The organism is Streptomyces tuirus, from assembly GCF_014701095.1.
In the GTDB taxonomy this organism is placed as follows: Bacteria; Actinomycetota; Actinomycetes; order Streptomycetales; family Streptomycetaceae; genus Streptomyces; species Streptomyces tuirus.
This window is the reverse complement of sequence record NZ_AP023439.1, coordinates 1,587,627-1,603,605: the sequence shown is the minus strand read 5'-3', so window position 1 is coordinate 1,603,605 and position 15,979 is coordinate 1,587,627. Positions and strand designations below refer to the sequence as shown.

The window sequence follows — 15,979 nt, the reverse complement described above, 5'->3', positions numbered from 1 at the left end:
ACACCTTCCCTACTCCCAGCGGAAGAACTTCCCGGCCGCCGCGAGTCCCGCGACCGCCCAGACGGCCAGGATCCCGAGGTCGCCCCAGGGCATCGACGCGCCGTGCTGGAGCACGTCCCGCAGCCCGTCGGACAGGGCCGCGATCGGCAGCAGGCCCAGCACGTCCTGCGCGCCGGCAGGGAACTTGTCCAGCGGTACGACGACCCCGCCGCCGACGAGCAGCAGCAGGAACACCAGGTTGGCCGCGGCCAGCGTCGCCTCGGCCTTCAGCGTCCCGGCCATCAGCAGGCCGAGGCCCGAGAAGGCCGCCGTGCCGAGGACCAGGAGCAGCAGGACGGCGACCGGGTTGCCGTGCGGCGACCAGCCGAGGGCGAAGGCGATCACCGTCAGCAGGATCACCTGGAGGATCTCGGTGACCAGCACGGACAGCGTCTTCGCCGTCATCAGGCCCCAGCGGGGCAGCGGCGAGGACGCGAGCCGCTTCAGCACGCCGTAGCGGCGCTCGAAGCCGGTGGCGATGGCCTGGCCGGTGAACGCCGTCGACATCACCGCGAGCGCGAGGATGCCGGGCGCGAGGAAGTCGACCGCCTCACCGGCGCCGGTGTCGACGATGTCCACGGTGCTGAAGAGCACCAGGAGCAGGGCCGGGATGACGACGGTCAGCAGCAGCTGCTCGCCGTTGCGCAGCAGCATCTTCGTCTCGAGCGCGGCCTGGGCCGCGATCATGCGGGGGAGCGGGGCCGCGCCGGGCCTCGGCGTGTACATCCCGGTGGCGGTCATGAACGCAGCTCCTTGCCGGTGAGCTCCAGGCTGTGCCTTCCCGGGGGGCGACCCCCGGACCCCCGGCCGACCTCTGTGCAAGCCGACATCATGAACGCAGCTCCTTGCCGGTGAGCTCCAGGAAGACGTCCTCGAGGGTGTGGCGCTCCACCGAGATCCGCTCCGGCATCACGCCGTGCTGGGCGCACCAGGAGGTGACCGTGGCGAGCAGTTGCGGGTCGACCTTGCCGACGACCCGGTAGGAACCCGGCGTCAGCTCGGCGGCCGAGCAGTCGGCGGGCAGGGCCTTCAGCAGCGAGGCCACGTCGAGGCCGGGCCGGCCCGTGAAGCGGAGCGTGTTCTCGGCGCCGCCCCGGCACAGCTCCTCCGGGGAGCCGTGGGCGATGACCCGGCCGGCGTCGATGATCGCCACGTCGTCGGCGAGCTGCTCGGCCTCGTCCATGTAGTGGGTGGTGAGGATCACCGAGACGCCGTCCGCCCGCAGGTCCCGGACGAGGTCCCAGGTGGCGTGGCGCGCCTGGGGGTCGAGCCCGGCGGTCGGCTCGTCGAGGAAGACCAGTTCCGGTCGCCCGACCACGGCCATGGCCAGGGCGAGCCGCTGCTGCTGCCCGCCGGACAGCCGCCGGTACGTCGTACGGCCGCAGGAGCCGAGCCCCAGCCGCTCGATCAGCGCGTCCACGTCCAGCGGATGCGCGTGCAGCCTGGCGACGTGGCGGAGCATCTCGTCGGCCCGGGAGCCCGAGTAGACACCGCCGGACTGGAGCATCACACCGATGCGGGGCCGCAGGTCGGCGGACTGTCGCACCGGGTCGAGGCCCAGGACGCGCACCGTGCCGGAATCCGGCTTCCGGTACCCCTCGCAGGTCTCGACCGTGGTCGTCTTGCCCGCCCCGTTGGGGCCGAGCACGGCGGTCACACCCGCCCGGGCCACCAGGTCGAGCCCGTCCACCGCGGTCTTCGTGCCGTACCGCTTCACCAGGGCCTGGACCTGGACCACGGGCTCACTTCGCATGGGTCCAGAGTCTAGGTAGGCGCACGGGGGCCCGGACCGGGGGGTACGGCTACTCCTCCTCGCGCGGCCGGTGCACCGCGAGCCACCGTCCGGCGTAGTCCACCGCGTCCTTCACCGGGAACAGCCGCGCCTCGGCGGCCCCGACCTTGCCGCGCACGACGGGACGGTCCCGTTCGAAGTCGTAGCCCAGCTCGTCGAATCGGTCCGAGCTGATCGACACCTCGGTCACGGTCTCCCAGCCCTGCGGGCCCGGGCGGCCCACGGCGACGATCGGGGACGGGATCCGGTACTCGGCCAGGTGGAAGCTCGTGCAGGAGGCGTAGCCGGCGCCGAGCAGCAGCACCCGGGCGCCCATCGCCTCCAGTTTCGCCAGCGGGCTGCGCTCCCCGAGCCGGCAGTCCGGCGCGTGCCCGTCGAGCACCTCCGCCGCGCGCGGGCCGAGCGCCGCGAACGAGGTCTGCGGGTGCGCGCTGCGCAGGGCGCCGGGCCAGGTCCGCACCGTCTCCGGGACGACGCCGACCCCGCGCGAGGGCGTGGTCCGCGGGTCGTAGGCGGGCATGGTGGCGCGAATGGCCGCCCACCATTGCGGGGGGACGGGCGGATTGCTCCACAGAGCCGGGTCGGACAGGTCGCCGGTCTGGGTGGGGACCACCAGCGTGCCCTCGGGACCGAGCGCGTCGAGCAGTCCCCGCACCACCGCCACGGCGCCGCCGTTGACCCAGCCGAGGGCGCTGAGCGAGGAGTGCACGAGGAGGGTCTCGCCGGGCTGTACCCCGAGATCGCCGAGCTGCGTCCGGAGCGTCTCGCGGGTGACAAGAGGGCCGGTCGGAGGGGGTGTGGGCATGGTTCCGGAGTGTCCCCGATGCGGCTGCCGCATGCCAGCGGTTTGATCGATCAGAGATCGTTTCCGCAGGTCAGATTAGGTTCACCTAAGTGACGTAGGGCACCGTGGTGCGGCGCACACGCGGCTTGCCCGGTCCGGAGGAATTACGCAACAATGGCGTTGTGAAAAACGTCGGCGAGGCACCTCACGAGGAGCTGGCGACCGGGGAGCGGTCCACCCGCAACCGAGTCGCGCGGTCCATCCTGGACCACGGCCCCTCGACCGTCGCCGAGCTCGCCGAGCGGCTGGGCCTCACCCAGGCGGCCGTGCGCCGGCACCTGGACGCCCTCACGGGCGACGGTGTCGTGGAGGCGCGCGAGCAGCGGGTGTACGGCGCGCGGACCCGCGGCCGGCCGGCCAAGGTGTTCGCCCTGACGGACTACGGCAGGGACGCCTTCGACCAGTCGTACGACACGCTCGCGGCGGACGCCCTGCGCTGGATCGCCGACCGCGAGGGCGGCGACGAGGCGATCGCCGCTTTCGCTCGCGCCAGGATCGCCGCACAGGCCGGCGCCTACCGCCGCGCGGTCGAGGGCGTCCCGCCCGAGAAGCGGGCCGAAGCGCTGGCCAAGGCCCTGAGCGTCGACGGGTACGCTGCTACGGCGCGCAGCGCGCCTCACCCGCAGAAGGGTGAGCAGCTCTGCCAGCACCACTGCCCGGTCGCCCACGTCGCCGAGCAGTTTCCGCAACTGTGCGAGGCGGAGACGGAATTTTTCGCCGAGCTGCTCGGTACACACGTACAGCGGCTCGCCACCATCGCGCACGGCGACGGCGTCTGCACGACGTTCATCCCCAAGATTTCCCACAACGCATCTGCAAGCACGGCCGGGAGGAACCCCGCATGACTCTCCCCACGGAGACTGCCCACCCCGAGCTGGAGGGCCTGGGCAAGTACGAGTACGGCTGGGCCGACTCCGACACGGCCGGCGCCTCTGCCAAGCGCGGCATCGACGAGGACGTCGTCCGGGACATCTCCGCCAAGAAGAGCGAGCCGGAGTGGATGACCAAGCTCCGTCTCAAGGGCCTGCGTCTTTTCGAGAAGAAGCCCATGCCGAACTGGGGCTCCGACCTCTCCGGCATCGACTTCGACAACATCAAGTACTTCGTGCGGTCCACGGAGAAGCAGGCGGAGTCCTGGGAGGACCTGCCCGAGGACATCAAGAACACCTACGACAAGCTCGGCATCCCCGAGGCGGAGAAGCAGCGCCTCGTCGCCGGTGTCGCCGCCCAGTACGAGTCCGAGGTCGTCTACCACCAGATCCGTGAGGACCTGGAGGAGCAGGGCGTCATCTTCCTCGACACCGACACCGCGCTGAAGGAGCACCCGGAGCTCTTCAAGGAGTACTTCGGGACGGTCATCCCCGTCGGCGACAACAAGTTCGCGTCGCTGAACTCCGCCGTGTGGTCGGGCGGCTCCTTCATCTACGTCCCGCCGGGCGTCCACGTGGAGATCCCGCTCCAGGCCTACTTCCGTATCAACACGGAGAACATGGGCCAGTTCGAGCGGACCCTGATCATCGTCGACGAGGGTGCCTACGTGCACTACGTCGAGGGCTGCACCGCCCCGATCTACAAGTCGGACTCGCTGCACTCCGCGGTCGTCGAGATCATCGTCAAGAAGAACGCCCGCTGCCGCTACACGACCATCCAGAACTGGTCGAACAACGTCTACAACCTGGTCACCAAGCGCGCGGTCGCCTACGAGGGCGCGACCATGGAGTGGGTCGACGGCAACATCGGCTCCAAGGTGACGATGAAGTACCCGGCCGTCTACCTGATGGGCGAGCACGCCAAGGGCGAGACCCTGTCCATCGCCTTCGCCGGCGAGGGCCAGCACCAGGACGCGGGCGCCAAGATGGTCCACATGGCGCCGAACACGTCGTCCAACATCGTCTCGAAGTCCGTCGCGCGCGGCGGTGGCCGCACCTCCTACCGCGGTCTCATCGAGATCGGCGAGGGCGCCCCGGGCTCCAAGTCGAACGTGCTCTGCGACGCGCTGCTCGTCGACACCATCTCCCGCTCGGACACCTACCCCTACGTGGACGTCCGCGAGGACGACGTGTCCATGGGCCACGAGGCGACCGTCTCCAAGGTCTCCGAGGACCAGCTCTTCTACCTGATGAGCCGCGGCATGAGCGAGTTCGAGGCCATGGCGATGATCGTGCGCGGCTTCGTCGAGCCCATCGCCAAGGAGCTCCCCATGGAGTACGCGCTGGAGCTCAACCGGCTGATCGAGCTGCAGATGGAGGGCGCGGTCGGCTGACCCGCCCCCTCGACAGCAAGACGTCCCCCTCAGGAAAGAGAGCACTACGACAGCCATGGCTGAGGCCCAGAATATCCCCGTGGGATCCACCACCGCGGGCTCGATCGCGGTCGCCGCGGAGTCGACCGTCGCCACGCGCATGAGCGCGCCCCCCTCCTTCGACGTGGCGGACTTCCCCGTCCCGCACGGCCGTGAGGAGGAGTGGCGGTTCACCCCGCTGGAGCGCCTGCGCGGCCTGCACGACGGCACCGCCGTCGCGAACGGCAACGGCGTGAAGGTCGACGTCCAGGCCCCCGAGGGCGTCACCGTCGAGGCCGTCGGCCGCGACGACGCGCGACTCGGCAAGGCCGGCACCCCGGTGGACCGCGTCGCCGCCCAGGCCTATTCGGCGTTCGAGAAGGCCTCGGTCGTGACCGTCCCCAAGGAGACCGTCCTCACCGAGCCCATCCGCATCGCGGTGCACGGCGAGGGCGGCACCGCCTTCGGCCACCAGGTGATCGAGCTGGGCGCCTTCGCCGAGGCCGTGGTGGTCATCGACCACACCGGTGACGCGGTGCTCGCCGCCAACGTCGAGTACCTGCTCGGCGACGGTGCCAAGCTGACCGTCGTCTCCGTCCAGGACTGGGACGACAAGGCCGTCCACGTGGGCCAGCACAACGCCCTCGTCGGCCGCGACGCCTCCTTCAAGTCGGTCGTCGTCACCTTCGGCGGCGACGTCGTCCGGCTCCACCCGCGCGTCGTCTACGCCGGCCCCGGCGGCGAGGCCGAACTCTTCGGCCTGTACTTCACCGACGCCGGCCAGCACCAGGAGCACCGTCTCCTCGTCGACCACAACGTCCCGCACTGCAAGTCGAACGTCGCCTACAAGGGCGCGCTCCAGGGCGACGACGCGCACGCCGTGTGGATCGGTGACGTCCTCATCGAGGCCAAGGCCGAGGGCACCGACACCTACGAGATGAACCGCAACCTGGTCCTCACCGACGGCGCCCGCGTCGACTCCGTGCCCAACCTGGAGATCGAGACCGGTGAGATCGTCGGCGCCGGCCACGCCTCCGCGACCGGCCGCTTCGACGACGAGCAGCTCTTCTACCTGATGGCCCGCGGCATCCCCGAGCAGGACGCCCGCCGTCTGGTGGTCCGCGGCTTCTTCGCCGAACTCGTCCAGCAGATCGGCGTCCCGGACATCGAGGAGCGCCTGATCGCCAAGATCGAGGAGGAGCTGGAGGCGGCGGTCGCATGACGTTCCGACGCGCCTGCGGACTGAGTGAGCTGGAGGAGGACACCCCGAAACGGGTGGAACTCGACGGCACGCCGGTCTCCGTCGTGCTCACCGGGGGCGAGGTGTTCGCGATCAACGACATCTGCTCGCACGCGAACGTCTCCCTCTCGGAGGGCGAGGTCGACGACTGCCACATCGAGTGCTGGCTGCACGGCTCGCGCTTCGACCTCCGCTCCGGCAAGCCCGACGCCCTCCCGGCGACGCGCCCCGTCCCCGTATACCCCGTAAAGATCGAAGGGGACGACGTGCTCGTCTCCCTCACCCAGGAGTCCTGAGGCACCCATGGCAACGCTTGAAATCCGAGACCTGCACGTCACCGTCGAGGCCGACAACGCCACGAAGGAGATCCTCAAGGGCGTCGACCTCACCGTGAAGCAGGGTGAGACGCACGCCATCATGGGCCCCAACGGCTCCGGCAAGTCGACCCTCGCCTACTCCCTCGCGGGTCACCCCAAGTACACGATCACCGGCGGCACCGTCACCCTCGACGGCGAGGACGTCCTGGAGATGTCCGTCGACGAGCGCGCCCGCGCCGGCCTGTTCCTCGCGATGCAGTACCCGGTCGAGGTGCCGGGTGTCTCCGTGTCGAACTTCCTGCGCACCTCCGCCACCGCCATCCGCGGCGAGGCCCCCAAGCTGCGCACCTGGGTCAAGGAGGTCAAGGAGGCCATGGAGCGCCTCAACATGGACCCGTCCTTCGCCGAGCGCAACGTCAACGAGGGCTTCTCCGGCGGTGAGAAGAAGCGCCACGAGATCCTCCAGCTGGAGCTCCTCAAGCCGAAGATCGCGATCCTCGACGAGACCGACTCCGGCCTCGACGTCGACGCCCTGCGCGTCGTGTCCGAGGGCGTGAACCGCGTCCGCGAGACGGGCGAGGTCGGCACGCTGCTGATCACGCACTACACGCGCATCCTGCGCTACATCAAGCCCGACCACGTGCACGTCTTCTCCGGCGGCCGGATCGTCGAGTCCGGCGGCGCCGAGCTCGCCGACAAGCTGGAGAACGAGGGCTACGAGGCATACGCGAAGGGCGGCGCATCCGCGTGACACAGCTGCCGGGCCTCCTCACTGAGTCCAATCTTCTTGGCGAGGCGATCCGCAAGGACTTCCCCATCCTGGACCGCCAGGTCCACGAAGGCCGGAAGCTCGTGTACCTGGACAACGCGGCGACCAGCCAGAAGCCGCGCCAGGTGCTGGACGCCCTGAGCGAGTACTACGAGCGCTACAACGCCAACGTCCACCGCGGTGTGCATGTGCTCGCCGAGGAGGCCACGGCGCTGTACGAGGGCGCGCGCGACAAGGTCGCGGAGTTCATCAACGCGCCGAGCCGCGACGAGGTGATCTTCACCAAGAACGCCTCGGAGTCGCTCAACCTCGTGGCGAACATGCTGGGCTGGGCCGATGAGCCCTACCGCGTGGACTCCGAGACCGAGATCGTCATCACGGAGATGGAGCACCACTCCAACATCGTCCCGTGGCAGCTGCTCGCGCAGCGCACGGGCGCGAAGCTGAAGTGGTTCGGCCTCACCGACGACGGCCGCCTGGACCTGTCGAACATCGAGGAGGTCATCACCGAGAAGACGAAGATCGTCTCCTTCGTGCTGGTCTCCAACATCCTCGGCACCCAGAACCCGGTCGAGGCGATCGTGCGCCGCGCCCAGGAGGTCGGTGCGCTGGTGTGCATCGACGCCTCCCAGGCCGCGCCGCACATGCCGCTGGACGTGCAGGCCCTGCAGGCCGACTTCGTGGCCTTCACCGGCCACAAGATGTGCGCCCCGACCGGCATCGGCGTCCTCTGGGGCCGCCAGGAGCTGCTGGAGGACCTGCCTCCGTTCCTCGGCGGCGGCGAGATGATCGAGACGGTGTCGATGCACTCCTCGACCTACGCCCCGGCGCCCCACAAGTTCGAGGCGGGCACGCCCCCGATCGCCCAGGCGGTCGGACTCGGCGCGGCGATCGACTACCTCAGCTCGATCGGCATGGACAAGATCCTCGCCCACGAGCACGCACTCACCGAGTACGCGGTGAAGCGGCTGCTGGAGGTCCCCGACCTGCGCATCATCGGCCCGACCACGGCCGAGGAACGCGGCGCGGCGATCTCCTTCACCCTCGGCGACATCCACCCCCACGACGTGGGCCAGGTGCTCGACGAGCAGGGCATCGCGGTCCGGGTCGGCCACCACTGCGCACGGCCGGTCTGCCTCCGCTACGGAATTCCTGCGACCACGCGAGCGTCGTTCTATCTGTACTCCACGCCGGCCGAGATCGACGCACTGGTCGACGGCCTGGAGCACGTACGGAACTTCTTCGGCTGAGGGGCGTGCTAAACGGTGAAACTGGACTCCATGTACCAGGAAGTCATCCTGGACCACTACAAGAACCCGCACGGGCGGGGCTTGCGGGATGGCGACGCCGAGGTGCACCACGTCAACCCGACGTGCGGTGACGAGATCACACTGCGCGTGAAGTACGACGGCACCACGATCGAGGACGTCTCGTACGAGGGCCAGGGCTGTTCCATCAGCCAGGCGAGCGCGTCCGTACTGAACGAACTCCTCGTCGGCAAGGACCTCTCCGACGCGCAGAAGATCCAGGAGACCTTCCTGGAGCTGATGCAGTCCAAGGGGAAGCTCGAACCCGACGACGCGATGGAGGACATCCTGGAGGACGCGGTCGCGTTCGCCGGGGTGTCCAAGTACCCGGCCCGGGTGAAGTGCGCCCTGCTGAGCTGGATGGCCTGGAAGGACGCGACGGCCCAGGTCCTGGGCGGAGCCGACGCCGAGAAGGAGACGACGGCATGAGCGAGACCGTTGAGATGAAGCCGGCCTCCGAGGAGGAGGTCCGTGAGGCGCTGTACGACGTCGTCGACCCCGAGCTGGGCATCGACGTCGTCAACCTCGGCCTGATCTACGGCATCCACATCGACGACGCGAACATCGCGACGCTCGACATGACCCTGACGTCGGCGGCCTGCCCGCTGACGGACGTCATCGAGGACCAGGCGAAGTCCGCCACCGACGGCCTCGTGAGCGAGCTGCGGATCAACTGGGTCTGGATGCCGCCGTGGGGCCCCGACAAGATCACGGACGACGGACGCGAGCAGCTGCGGGCTCTCGGGTTCAACGTCTGAGATCCACTGACGCGCATGAGGGCGGCACCCGGTCCGGGTGCCGCCCTCACGCATGTGCTCAGTCCAGCTCGGCCACCAGCTGGAACGCCGAGTCCGAGCGGTACAGCCGGCTGTTCTCATAGGGGTCCAGGCGGAGCTGGAAGTCGCGGTGGCGCAGGAAGCGGCCCGGGTAGTTGACCGACTCCAGCGTGAGCGTGCCGGACGCGGGCCGGTAGCGGGGGCAGAACGTGGCGTCCTTGCGGAAGAGGGACGAGCCGTCGTTCGGGTTGGCGACCAGGACGAAGCTGGGGTGGCGCAGATAGCGGCCGTCCGCGGTGGTGAAGGAGTAGCAGGAGGAGTCGGCGAGTCCGGCGACGCGCTGGAAGGTGGCGTCCTCGCGCTGCTCGGAGCTCGAGCCGAGCCGGTCCAGGCGCACGGAGCCGTCGCGCACCCGCCAGTAGCGGTCGGGGAAGTTGACCGAGCGTATGGAAATGCCGTGCGAGGACGGGGGCTTCGGCTGCTTCGAGGGGGCCGGGGACGCCTTCGGCGGCTTCGGGGCCTTCTTCCCCGGCGTCGGCGTTGGCGTGGCCGGGCTCGGGGAGGTGCTCGAAGTGCTGGGGGCGGGGGAGGTCTCGGCGCGGTCCGCGCCCGGCTTCTCCGTGCCGTCCTGGGAGGGGGTCGCGAAGGAGATCAGGCCGCCCGGGGCCGAACCGCTCAGGGTGGTCGGCTCCGCCGCCCGGGATTCCGGCTCGCCGGACTCGCTCTCCATCACCGTGATGGCCGTGACGCACGCGGTGATCGTGGCCAGGGCCAGTGTGCCCGCCAGCCAGAGCCGTCGCGTCCCCGGTGCCCGGGTGGTGTCCGGGGCCCAGCCGCTCTCCCAGGGCCGGTCCTGTGGCGGCCGGGACTTGCTTTCTGACATGCGCGGTTCCTCCGGCGGGGCACCCTTGACGGCGGCGCAGTTGTGGTGGCCCGGTGTGTGATCGGTGACACCGTAGTGGACACGTGGGGCGGCTGTGGCCGGTTTTGTGAGAGCGGTTTCTCTCCGGTGCCCGGAGTCGCGTTGTGTACGGGTGTACACGCGTTGTGTACGCTCGTACGCATGGGATATCTGCTGCTGGCCGGGGCCATAGCCGCCGAAGTGGGTGCGACCACCGCCATGAAGTACAGCGACGGCTTCAGCAGGCTCGGACCGTCGCTGCTCACGATCCTCGGCTACATCGTCTCCTTCGCGCTGCTGGCGCAGACCCTGAAGACCGTCTCCGTCGGCACGGCCTACGCCATCTGGGCCGGAGTCGGCACCGCCGCCATCGCCACGATCGGGATCGCCTTCCTGGGCGAGGGCATGACCGTCACCAAGGCCGCCGGCATCGCGCTGATCATCGTCGGGGTCGTGGTGCTGAACCTGGGCGGAGCCCACTGATGGCCCGGCGTTACGACCCCGAGCGGCGTCAGCGGATCATCGACGCGGCGATCCGGGTCGTCGGGGCGAAGGGGATCGCCGGTCTGAGCCACCGCAGCGCCGCCGCCGAGGCCGATGTGCCGCTCGGCTCGACGACGTACCACTTCAAGACCCTCGACGAGCTGCTGGTCGCCGCGTTGCGGCAGGCCAACGAGGGCTTCGCCAAGGTGATCGCCTCGCGCGGCGGTCTGGAGGACCCGCGCACCGATCTGGCCGCCGAACTAGCCGCGTGGATGGGGGAGTGGCTCGCGGGCGACCGGACGGGGGTGGAGCTGGAGCACGAGCTGTACCTCGCCGCCCTGCGCCGGCCCGCCCTGCGGCCCGTCGCCGCCGAGTGGGCCGACGGCGTCGCCCAGTTGCTGTCCCGGCACACGGATCCGCTGACCGCGCGGGCGCTGGTGGCGGTCATCGACGGCATCTGTCTGCAGGTGCTGCTGACAGGGGTGCCGTATGACGAGGAGTACGCGCGGGAGGTGCTGGGGCGGGTGCTTGCGGGGGCGGTGGGGTGAGGCTGGGGTGTTCGTTGCGGGGGCGGTGGGGTGTGCCTGGGGTGTCTGCTGCGGGTGCGGTGGGGTGTGGCTGGGGCGGGTGCTTGCGGGTGCGGCTGCGGTGGGGTGAGGCACTGCGGTGGGGTGCGCCGCAGGCGGTGTTCCGGGGGCTTCGGCCCAGCGGGGCGTCCGTGGGTCCGGTGAGGGCGCGCGTGGGGGTGGTGTTCTCGGCGTGCGGCCGAGCCGTGTGTCCGAGCTGCGCGTCCGTGCTGTTGAGGGGGTCTTCGCGGGCGCGGATACCGCCCGTCCCGTGAGACGCCCCCGCACCGGTTCGCATCCACCGGCGTCCGCCGGTTAGGTTGCCCTCATGACCGACACGACTGCTCCTCGCACCACCGGCGCGGTGGCCGCCGGCCTCGCCACGATCGCCGCCGACGGCACCGTTCTCGACACCTGGTTCCCCGCGCCCGAGCTGGCCGAACAGCCCGGCCCGTCCGGCACCGAGCGGCTGTCCGCCGAGCGTGCCGCGGAGCTGCTCGGCGGCGGCGCGACCGCGGCGATCGGCCCGGACGCCCGCCGGGGCGTTGAGGTGGTCGCGGTCCGCACGGTCATCGCCTCGCTGGACGAGAAGCCGATCGACGCGCACGACGCCTACCTGCGCCTGCACCTGCTCTCCCACCGCCTGGTCAAGCCGCACGGGCAGAACCTGGACGGCATCTTCGGCTTCCTCGCCAACGTCGCCTGGACCTCGCTCGGCCCCGTCGCCGTCGACGACCTGGAGAAGGTGCGGCTCAACGCCCGCGCCGAGGGCCTGCACCTCCAGGTGACCTCCGTGGACAAGTTCCCGCGCATGACCGACTATGTGGCCCCCAAGGGCGTCCGGATCGCCGACGCCGACCGGGTCCGCCTCGGCGCCCACCTCGCCGAGGGCACCACCGTCATGCACGAGGGCTTCGTCAACTTCAATGCCGGCACCCTCGGCACCTCGATGGTCGAGGGCCGCATCTCCGCCGGTGTCGTGATCGGCGACGGCTCGGACATCGGCGGCGGCGCCTCCACGATGGGCACCCTCTCCGGCGGCGGCAACGTCATCATCTCCATCGGCGAGCGCTGCCTGATCGGCGCCGAGGCGGGCGTCGGCATCGCCCTCGGCGACGAGTGCGTCGTCGAGGCCGGCCTCTACGTCACCGCCGGCACCCGCGTCACCATGCCCGACGGCCAGATCGTCAAGGCCCGCGAGCTGTCCGGAGCCTCCAACATCCTCTTCCGCCGCAACTCGGTCACCGGCACGGTCGAGGCCCGGCCGAACAACGCGGTGTGGGGCGGGCTGAACGAGATCCTGCACAGCCACAACTGACGCCCCGTACGAGGTACCCCGCGTGACCTCGTGGTGGTTTTGGCAGATGAACGGGTGGACGCAGGGTCCGATCAGAAGCCGAACCGATGAAACGAGGACCGGGGCATGGGGAACGAGCGGGGGCGGGGCGTGGTGCGTCGCTGGGTGGCGGGGGCCGTCGCGGGGATCGTGGTGTGCTGGCTGCCCGCGGGCGCCGCGCAGGCCGACGAGACCAACAAGGACTCGCACAACGGCCACCGGGTCGGTCTGATCAACGTCAACGTCGGTCAGATCGACGACCCGGCGGAGGACGTCCTGGAGCACACGCTGCTCTTCGGGGACGGATACGCCTGGAACTGAAGACAGAGGGCTTCGGCCTTGTACGGACGGGGACGGCCCGTGTCTCGCAGATGTCTGCGACACGGGCCGTCCCCGTTTTCTTCGCGTAGGTGGCATAGCGGAGCGCACCCGCACGCGTCACAGGAAGTACGGGGGGTGAGCGAAGGGTTCGCCCCCGGGGGAGAGCGAAGGTGACGATGGATGCCGAAGCACAGGAGAGTTTCCGGGAGTTCGTGGCGAACAGGTCGTCCGCGCTGCTGAAGACCGCCGTCCTGCTGAGCGGCGGCGACCGGCACGCGGGTGAGGACCTGCTCCAGAACGCCCTGATCAAGGCGGCGGGCCGCTGGCACCGCATCGACGAACCCGAGGCCTACGTCCGGCAGGTCCTCTACCGCCAGCAGGTCAGCCGCTGGCGGCTGAAGTGGCGCAGGCGTGAACTGAGCGTCGCCGAACCACCGGAGACCGGCACCGCCCCGGACACCTCCGGCGCCGCCGAGCTGCGGCTGGTGATGCGTGGCGCGCTGGCCAGGCTGACCGCGCGGCAGCGCACCGTGCTCGTGCTGCGCTACTTCGAGGATCTGCCCGAGGGCGAGGTGGCCCGCATCCTGGGCTGCTCCGTCGGCACCGTACGGTCCGCCACCCACCGTTCCCTCGCCCGGCTGCGTGCCCTCGCACCCGAGCTGGCCGCCCTCGGCCCGGCCGCCGACGAACAGCGGCCCTCCCGTGACTACTCGCCCATGGAGGTGCGTCCGTGAACGTCGACGAACTCGTGCGTGACGCACTGCGCGACCAGGCCGACGGGCAGCCGCCCGCGGCCCCCGGCTTCGCCGACCGGGTGCTGGCCGTTCGCCGGCGCCGCCGCAGCCGGCGGATCGCTTCCGTCGCGGCCACGGCCGCCGCCGTGATCGCCGTCGCCGTGGCCGTGCCGGTGCTGGACTCCGGCAAGCAGGACGTACGCCCCTCGGGCGGTGTGCGGCAGACCAGCGTGACGCCCCACCCGGACCAGTCGCCGCCGCGGGACCTCATCGCGGCCGGGCGGGTGGCGCTCGCCGCGTACTACACCACCAGGACCGTCGAGCAGTCCGCCGACCGTGCCGTCTCGGAGCGTACGTACTGGCTGCTGAACCCCGGCACGAAGAAGTACGCCGAGGACGACCGGTGGTCCTATGTCGCGGTCGCCCCCGGCATGAGGACGGCCGCCGTGCTGGAGCGGAACCTGCCCGTCCCGCGCATCGGGCTGCTCGACCTGGCGAGCGGTCAGGTCAAGCGGTGGATCCCGGTCGACCGGCCGGTGGCGGGGGTGGAGTTCTCCACCGACGGCAGGAAGCTCGTCGCGACGACGTACAGCGAGAACCCCGACCGCCGGGTCAAGATCGAGGGGTCGCAGGACTGGGACGCCCCGTTCATGGCGTCGGACCGGACCGGGTTCCACGTCATCGACGTGGCCTCGGGAAGCAGTTCCTGGGCCGGGGTGGAGGTCGGCGGGGGCGCGGACGACCCCGACGCGTTCCTCAACTCCCGCCAGGACTTCTCGTTCACCCGCGACGGCCGTCTCGCCTGGTCCGGGATGCCCACCGAACCCGGCGAGAAGTTCTACGACTTCACCGGCAGGGAGGTTTCCGCGCCCGCGCTGGAACGGTACCGGGACTGGTCCGTGGACGCGGGGGTGTCGCCCGACGGGCAGCTGGTCGCCGGTCAGTTCGCGGGGCGGAAGTGGAAGACGTCGTCCTTCGTCCTCGACGCCCGCACCGGGAAGCAGCGGGAGGTGCGCGGGCAGCAGCTGCTCGCCTGGGCGGACGGGCACTCGCTCGTCGCCTGGGACATCGGGCGGGACGGGAACGAGTACCACCAGCGGCTGGTCCTGGTGACCATCGGCGGGGAGAAGACGATCCCGCTCAGCGACTTCCGGTCGCCCAAGGACAACACCAAGGGGCGGTGGGAGCCGGTGTTCGTGGAGAGGTGATCGTGTAGCTGTACTTAACTTTTGTGCCGCTTCCTGGTAAGTGTTGCTTCATGATTGGCGCGAGGTGCGGGCAGTCGTCTCCGCTGGAGTAGCCGCGGGGCCGTCCGGGTACTCGGGTGGTCCTGACTTCGGGAGGAGGCGGAACCGTGACCGGGACCATCGATCATCGGGCCGTGCACGACGAGCGCCGCTCCGTGGGTGAGCTCGTCGGGCAGGCCACGGAGCAGCTCTCCACGCTCATGCGGCAGGAAGTGGCACTCGCCAAGGAGGAGCTGGCCGAGAAGGGGCGGCGTGCGGGGCGCGGCGGAGGGCTGCTCGGGGCGGCGGGCGCCGTCGCGTACGCCGGGTTGCTCGTTCTGTCCGGTGCGGGTGTCGCGGCGCTGTCGCTGGTGCTGCCGGTGTGGGCCGCGGCGCTGATCGTGACGGGGGTGCTGTTCGTGATCGCGGCCGTACTGGCGGCGACCGGGCGGGCGCAGTTGCGGCGGGCCACGCCGCCTACGCCTGAGCAGGCTCTCGGGAGTGTCAGGGCGGACGTGGAGGAGATCAAGGAAAGGGCGCATCGATGACGGACGCGATGGGTGGGGCGAAGGGTCCGGACGAGCTGCGGCGGCAGATCGAGCGGACCCGTCGTGAACTGGGCGACACGGTGGAGGAGTTGGCGGGGAAGGCGGATGTGAAGGGGCGTGCACGGGCGCGGGCGGCTGATCTGCGGGACAAGGCCGGGGCGATGACGGTGCAGTTGCGGAGCAGTGCTGCTCAGGCGGGGCACTCCGTGCACGACAGGGCGACGCATGCGGGGCCCCGGCCGGTGCGGACCGTGGTCCAGGCCGGGATGCGGCATCCCAGGCCGGTGCTGGTGGCTGGGGCGGCGGGGGCCGTGGTGGCCGTCGGGGTGATGCGGTGGAGGCATGCGCACGGGCATCGCTGAGGTGGTGGGTGTGCGCGTTCGTTTCGCCTTCGCGTGGGGGGTGGGTCGGGGCCGCGCCGGGGGGTGTCCGTCCTCGGAACGGCGCGATGGGGTTGCGTACCGACTAACTCCCCGTTGACGCGCCAACCGCTGCGGGC

The 15,979-nt window shown here is 70.4% G+C and carries 20 protein-coding genes; 16 read left to right on the top strand and 4 right to left on the bottom strand.

What is annotated here, in order from left to right; genetic code table 11:
- Positions 1–9: 9 nt before the first annotated feature.
- From IGS69_RS07485 to IGS69_RS07475, 3 genes are all read right to left on the bottom strand, one after another.
- Entirely contained in the window at positions 10–780 is a 771-nt protein-coding gene (locus tag IGS69_RS07485) for an ABC transporter permease (protein ID WP_190897864.1), read from the bottom strand.
- An 88-nt stretch (positions 781–868) separates the two neighbouring features.
- On the bottom strand, positions 869–1,792 hold the full coding sequence (locus tag IGS69_RS07480) for an ABC transporter ATP-binding protein (RefSeq protein ID WP_190897863.1): 924 nt from the start codon (positions 1,790–1,792) through the stop codon (positions 869–871).
- A gap of 49 nt (positions 1,793–1,841) precedes the next feature.
- Complete coding sequence (locus tag IGS69_RS07475) at positions 1,842–2,636, bottom strand: aminoglycoside N(3)-acetyltransferase (protein WP_190897862.1); 795 nt, start codon at positions 2,634–2,636, stop codon at positions 1,842–1,844.
- A 161-nt stretch (positions 2,637–2,797) separates the two neighbouring features.
- Between IGS69_RS07475 and IGS69_RS07470 the strand changes: the two genes are divergently transcribed.
- Genes IGS69_RS07470 through IGS69_RS07435 form a run of 8 tightly spaced genes read left to right on the top strand, consistent with a single transcriptional unit; the run spans position 2,798 to position 9,347 of the window.
- Entirely contained in the window at positions 2,798–3,520 is a 723-nt protein-coding gene (locus IGS69_RS07470; protein ID WP_190897861.1) for a helix-turn-helix transcriptional regulator, read from the top strand.
- A complete protein-coding gene (gene sufB / locus IGS69_RS07465; RefSeq protein WP_190897860.1) occupies positions 3,517–4,938 on the top strand; it encodes a Fe-S cluster assembly protein SufB in 1,422 nt (473 codons plus the stop codon). The genes IGS69_RS07470 and sufB overlap by 4 nt, the downstream gene beginning before the upstream one ends.
- Before the next feature lie 55 nt (positions 4,939–4,993).
- Positions 4,994–6,178 (top strand): Fe-S cluster assembly protein SufD, encoded by a 1,185-nt coding sequence (gene sufD / locus IGS69_RS07460; RefSeq protein WP_190897859.1) that lies wholly within the window; start codon positions 4,994–4,996, stop codon positions 6,176–6,178.
- A complete protein-coding gene (locus IGS69_RS07455; protein ID WP_190897858.1) occupies positions 6,175–6,492 on the top strand; it encodes a non-heme iron oxygenase ferredoxin subunit in 318 nt (105 codons plus the stop codon). The genes sufD and IGS69_RS07455 overlap by 4 nt, the downstream gene beginning before the upstream one ends.
- Positions 6,493–6,499: 7 nt before the next feature.
- Positions 6,500–7,264: a Fe-S cluster assembly ATPase SufC gene (gene sufC / locus IGS69_RS07450; protein WP_190897857.1), complete on the top strand. Its 765-nt coding sequence runs from the start codon at positions 6,500–6,502 to the stop codon at positions 7,262–7,264.
- Positions 7,261–8,532: a cysteine desulfurase gene (locus IGS69_RS07445; RefSeq protein WP_190897856.1), complete on the top strand. Its 1,272-nt coding sequence runs from the start codon at positions 7,261–7,263 to the stop codon at positions 8,530–8,532. Before sufC ends, IGS69_RS07445 begins: the two co-directional genes overlap by 4 nt.
- 15 nt (positions 8,533–8,547) lie before the next feature.
- Complete coding sequence (gene sufU, locus IGS69_RS07440; protein WP_190897855.1) at positions 8,548–9,018, top strand: Fe-S cluster assembly sulfur transfer protein SufU; 471 nt, start codon at positions 8,548–8,550, stop codon at positions 9,016–9,018.
- Positions 9,015–9,347 carry a metal-sulfur cluster assembly factor gene (locus tag IGS69_RS07435; RefSeq protein ID WP_028809645.1) on the top strand — a complete coding sequence of 111 codons (333 nt, stop codon included), beginning with the start codon at positions 9,015–9,017 and terminating at the stop codon, positions 9,345–9,347. The genes sufU and IGS69_RS07435 overlap by 4 nt, the downstream gene beginning before the upstream one ends.
- Before the next feature lie 58 nt (positions 9,348–9,405).
- Here IGS69_RS07435 and IGS69_RS07430 read toward each other — a convergent pair whose 3' ends face one another.
- The gene (locus IGS69_RS07430) at positions 9,406–10,248 is read right to left on the bottom strand and encodes an AbfB domain-containing protein (protein WP_190897854.1); all 843 of its coding nucleotides are present in this window, start codon (positions 10,246–10,248) and stop codon (positions 9,406–9,408) included.
- A 180-nt stretch (positions 10,249–10,428) separates the two neighbouring features.
- Between IGS69_RS07430 and IGS69_RS07425 the strand changes: the two genes are divergently transcribed.
- The 8 genes from IGS69_RS07425 (at position 10,429) to IGS69_RS07390 (ending at position 15,842) form a co-directional block, all read left to right on the top strand.
- Positions 10,429–10,749: a DMT family transporter gene (locus IGS69_RS07425; RefSeq protein ID WP_190897853.1), complete on the top strand. Its 321-nt coding sequence runs from the start codon at positions 10,429–10,431 to the stop codon at positions 10,747–10,749.
- Positions 10,749–11,297: a TetR/AcrR family transcriptional regulator gene (locus tag IGS69_RS07420; RefSeq protein ID WP_190897851.1), complete on the top strand. Its 549-nt coding sequence runs from the start codon at positions 10,749–10,751 to the stop codon at positions 11,295–11,297. Before IGS69_RS07425 ends, IGS69_RS07420 begins: the two co-directional genes overlap by 1 nt.
- 346 nt (positions 11,298–11,643) lie before the next feature.
- Entirely contained in the window at positions 11,644–12,633 is a 990-nt protein-coding gene (dapD, locus tag IGS69_RS07415; protein WP_190897850.1) for a 2,3,4,5-tetrahydropyridine-2,6-dicarboxylate N-succinyltransferase, read from the top strand.
- Between the two features lie 105 nt (positions 12,634–12,738).
- A complete protein-coding gene (locus IGS69_RS07410) occupies positions 12,739–12,972 on the top strand; it encodes a hypothetical protein (RefSeq protein WP_190897849.1) in 234 nt (77 codons plus the stop codon).
- Positions 12,973–13,148: 176 nt separating this feature from the next.
- Entirely contained in the window at positions 13,149–13,706 is a 558-nt protein-coding gene (locus tag IGS69_RS07405; protein ID WP_190897848.1) for a SigE family RNA polymerase sigma factor, read from the top strand.
- Positions 13,703–14,914 (top strand): WD40 repeat domain-containing protein, encoded by a 1,212-nt coding sequence (locus tag IGS69_RS07400; RefSeq protein ID WP_190897847.1) that lies wholly within the window; start codon positions 13,703–13,705, stop codon positions 14,912–14,914. Before IGS69_RS07405 ends, IGS69_RS07400 begins: the two co-directional genes overlap by 4 nt.
- 146 nt (positions 14,915–15,060) lie before the next feature.
- A complete protein-coding gene (locus IGS69_RS07395; protein ID WP_189589871.1) occupies positions 15,061–15,480 on the top strand; it encodes a phage holin family protein in 420 nt (139 codons plus the stop codon).
- The gene (locus IGS69_RS07390; protein WP_190897846.1) at positions 15,477–15,842 is read left to right on the top strand and encodes a DUF3618 domain-containing protein; all 366 of its coding nucleotides are present in this window, start codon (positions 15,477–15,479) and stop codon (positions 15,840–15,842) included. The genes IGS69_RS07395 and IGS69_RS07390 overlap by 4 nt, the downstream gene beginning before the upstream one ends.
- Positions 15,843–15,979: the final 137 nt, after the last annotated feature.

Bases quoted from the DNA above. Each gene is read 5' to 3' on its own strand.
- IGS69_RS07485 (WP_190897864.1), bottom strand. From the start codon at position 780: ATGACCGCCACCGGGATGTACACGCCGAGGCCCGGCGCGGCCCCGCTC.
- sufB (WP_190897860.1), top strand. From the start codon at position 3,517: ATGACTCTCCCCACGGAGACTGCCCACCCCGAGCTGGAGGGCCTGGGC.
- IGS69_RS07405 (WP_190897848.1), top strand. From the start codon at position 13,149: ATGGATGCCGAAGCACAGGAGAGTTTCCGGGAGTTCGTGGCGAACAGG.
- IGS69_RS07455 (WP_190897858.1), top strand. From the start codon at position 6,175: ATGACGTTCCGACGCGCCTGCGGACTGAGTGAGCTGGAGGAGGACACC.
- IGS69_RS07410 (WP_190897849.1), top strand. From the start codon at position 12,739: ATGGGGAACGAGCGGGGGCGGGGCGTGGTGCGTCGCTGGGTGGCGGGG.
- IGS69_RS07430 (WP_190897854.1), bottom strand. From the start codon at position 10,248: ATGTCAGAAAGCAAGTCCCGGCCGCCACAGGACCGGCCCTGGGAGAGC.
- IGS69_RS07425 (WP_190897853.1), top strand. From the start codon at position 10,429: ATGGGATATCTGCTGCTGGCCGGGGCCATAGCCGCCGAAGTGGGTGCG.
- IGS69_RS07420 (WP_190897851.1), top strand. From the start codon at position 10,749: ATGGCCCGGCGTTACGACCCCGAGCGGCGTCAGCGGATCATCGACGCG.
- IGS69_RS07435 (WP_028809645.1), top strand. From the start codon at position 9,015: ATGAGCGAGACCGTTGAGATGAAGCCGGCCTCCGAGGAGGAGGTCCGT.
- dapD (WP_190897850.1), top strand. From the start codon at position 11,644: ATGACCGACACGACTGCTCCTCGCACCACCGGCGCGGTGGCCGCCGGC.
- IGS69_RS07475 (WP_190897862.1), bottom strand. From the start codon at position 2,636: ATGCCCACACCCCCTCCGACCGGCCCTCTTGTCACCCGCGAGACGCTC.
- IGS69_RS07480 (WP_190897863.1), bottom strand. From the start codon at position 1,792: ATGCGAAGTGAGCCCGTGGTCCAGGTCCAGGCCCTGGTGAAGCGGTAC.
- sufC (WP_190897857.1), top strand. From the start codon at position 6,500: ATGGCAACGCTTGAAATCCGAGACCTGCACGTCACCGTCGAGGCCGAC.
- sufD (WP_190897859.1), top strand. From the start codon at position 4,994: ATGGCTGAGGCCCAGAATATCCCCGTGGGATCCACCACCGCGGGCTCG.
- IGS69_RS07390 (WP_190897846.1), top strand. From the start codon at position 15,477: ATGACGGACGCGATGGGTGGGGCGAAGGGTCCGGACGAGCTGCGGCGG.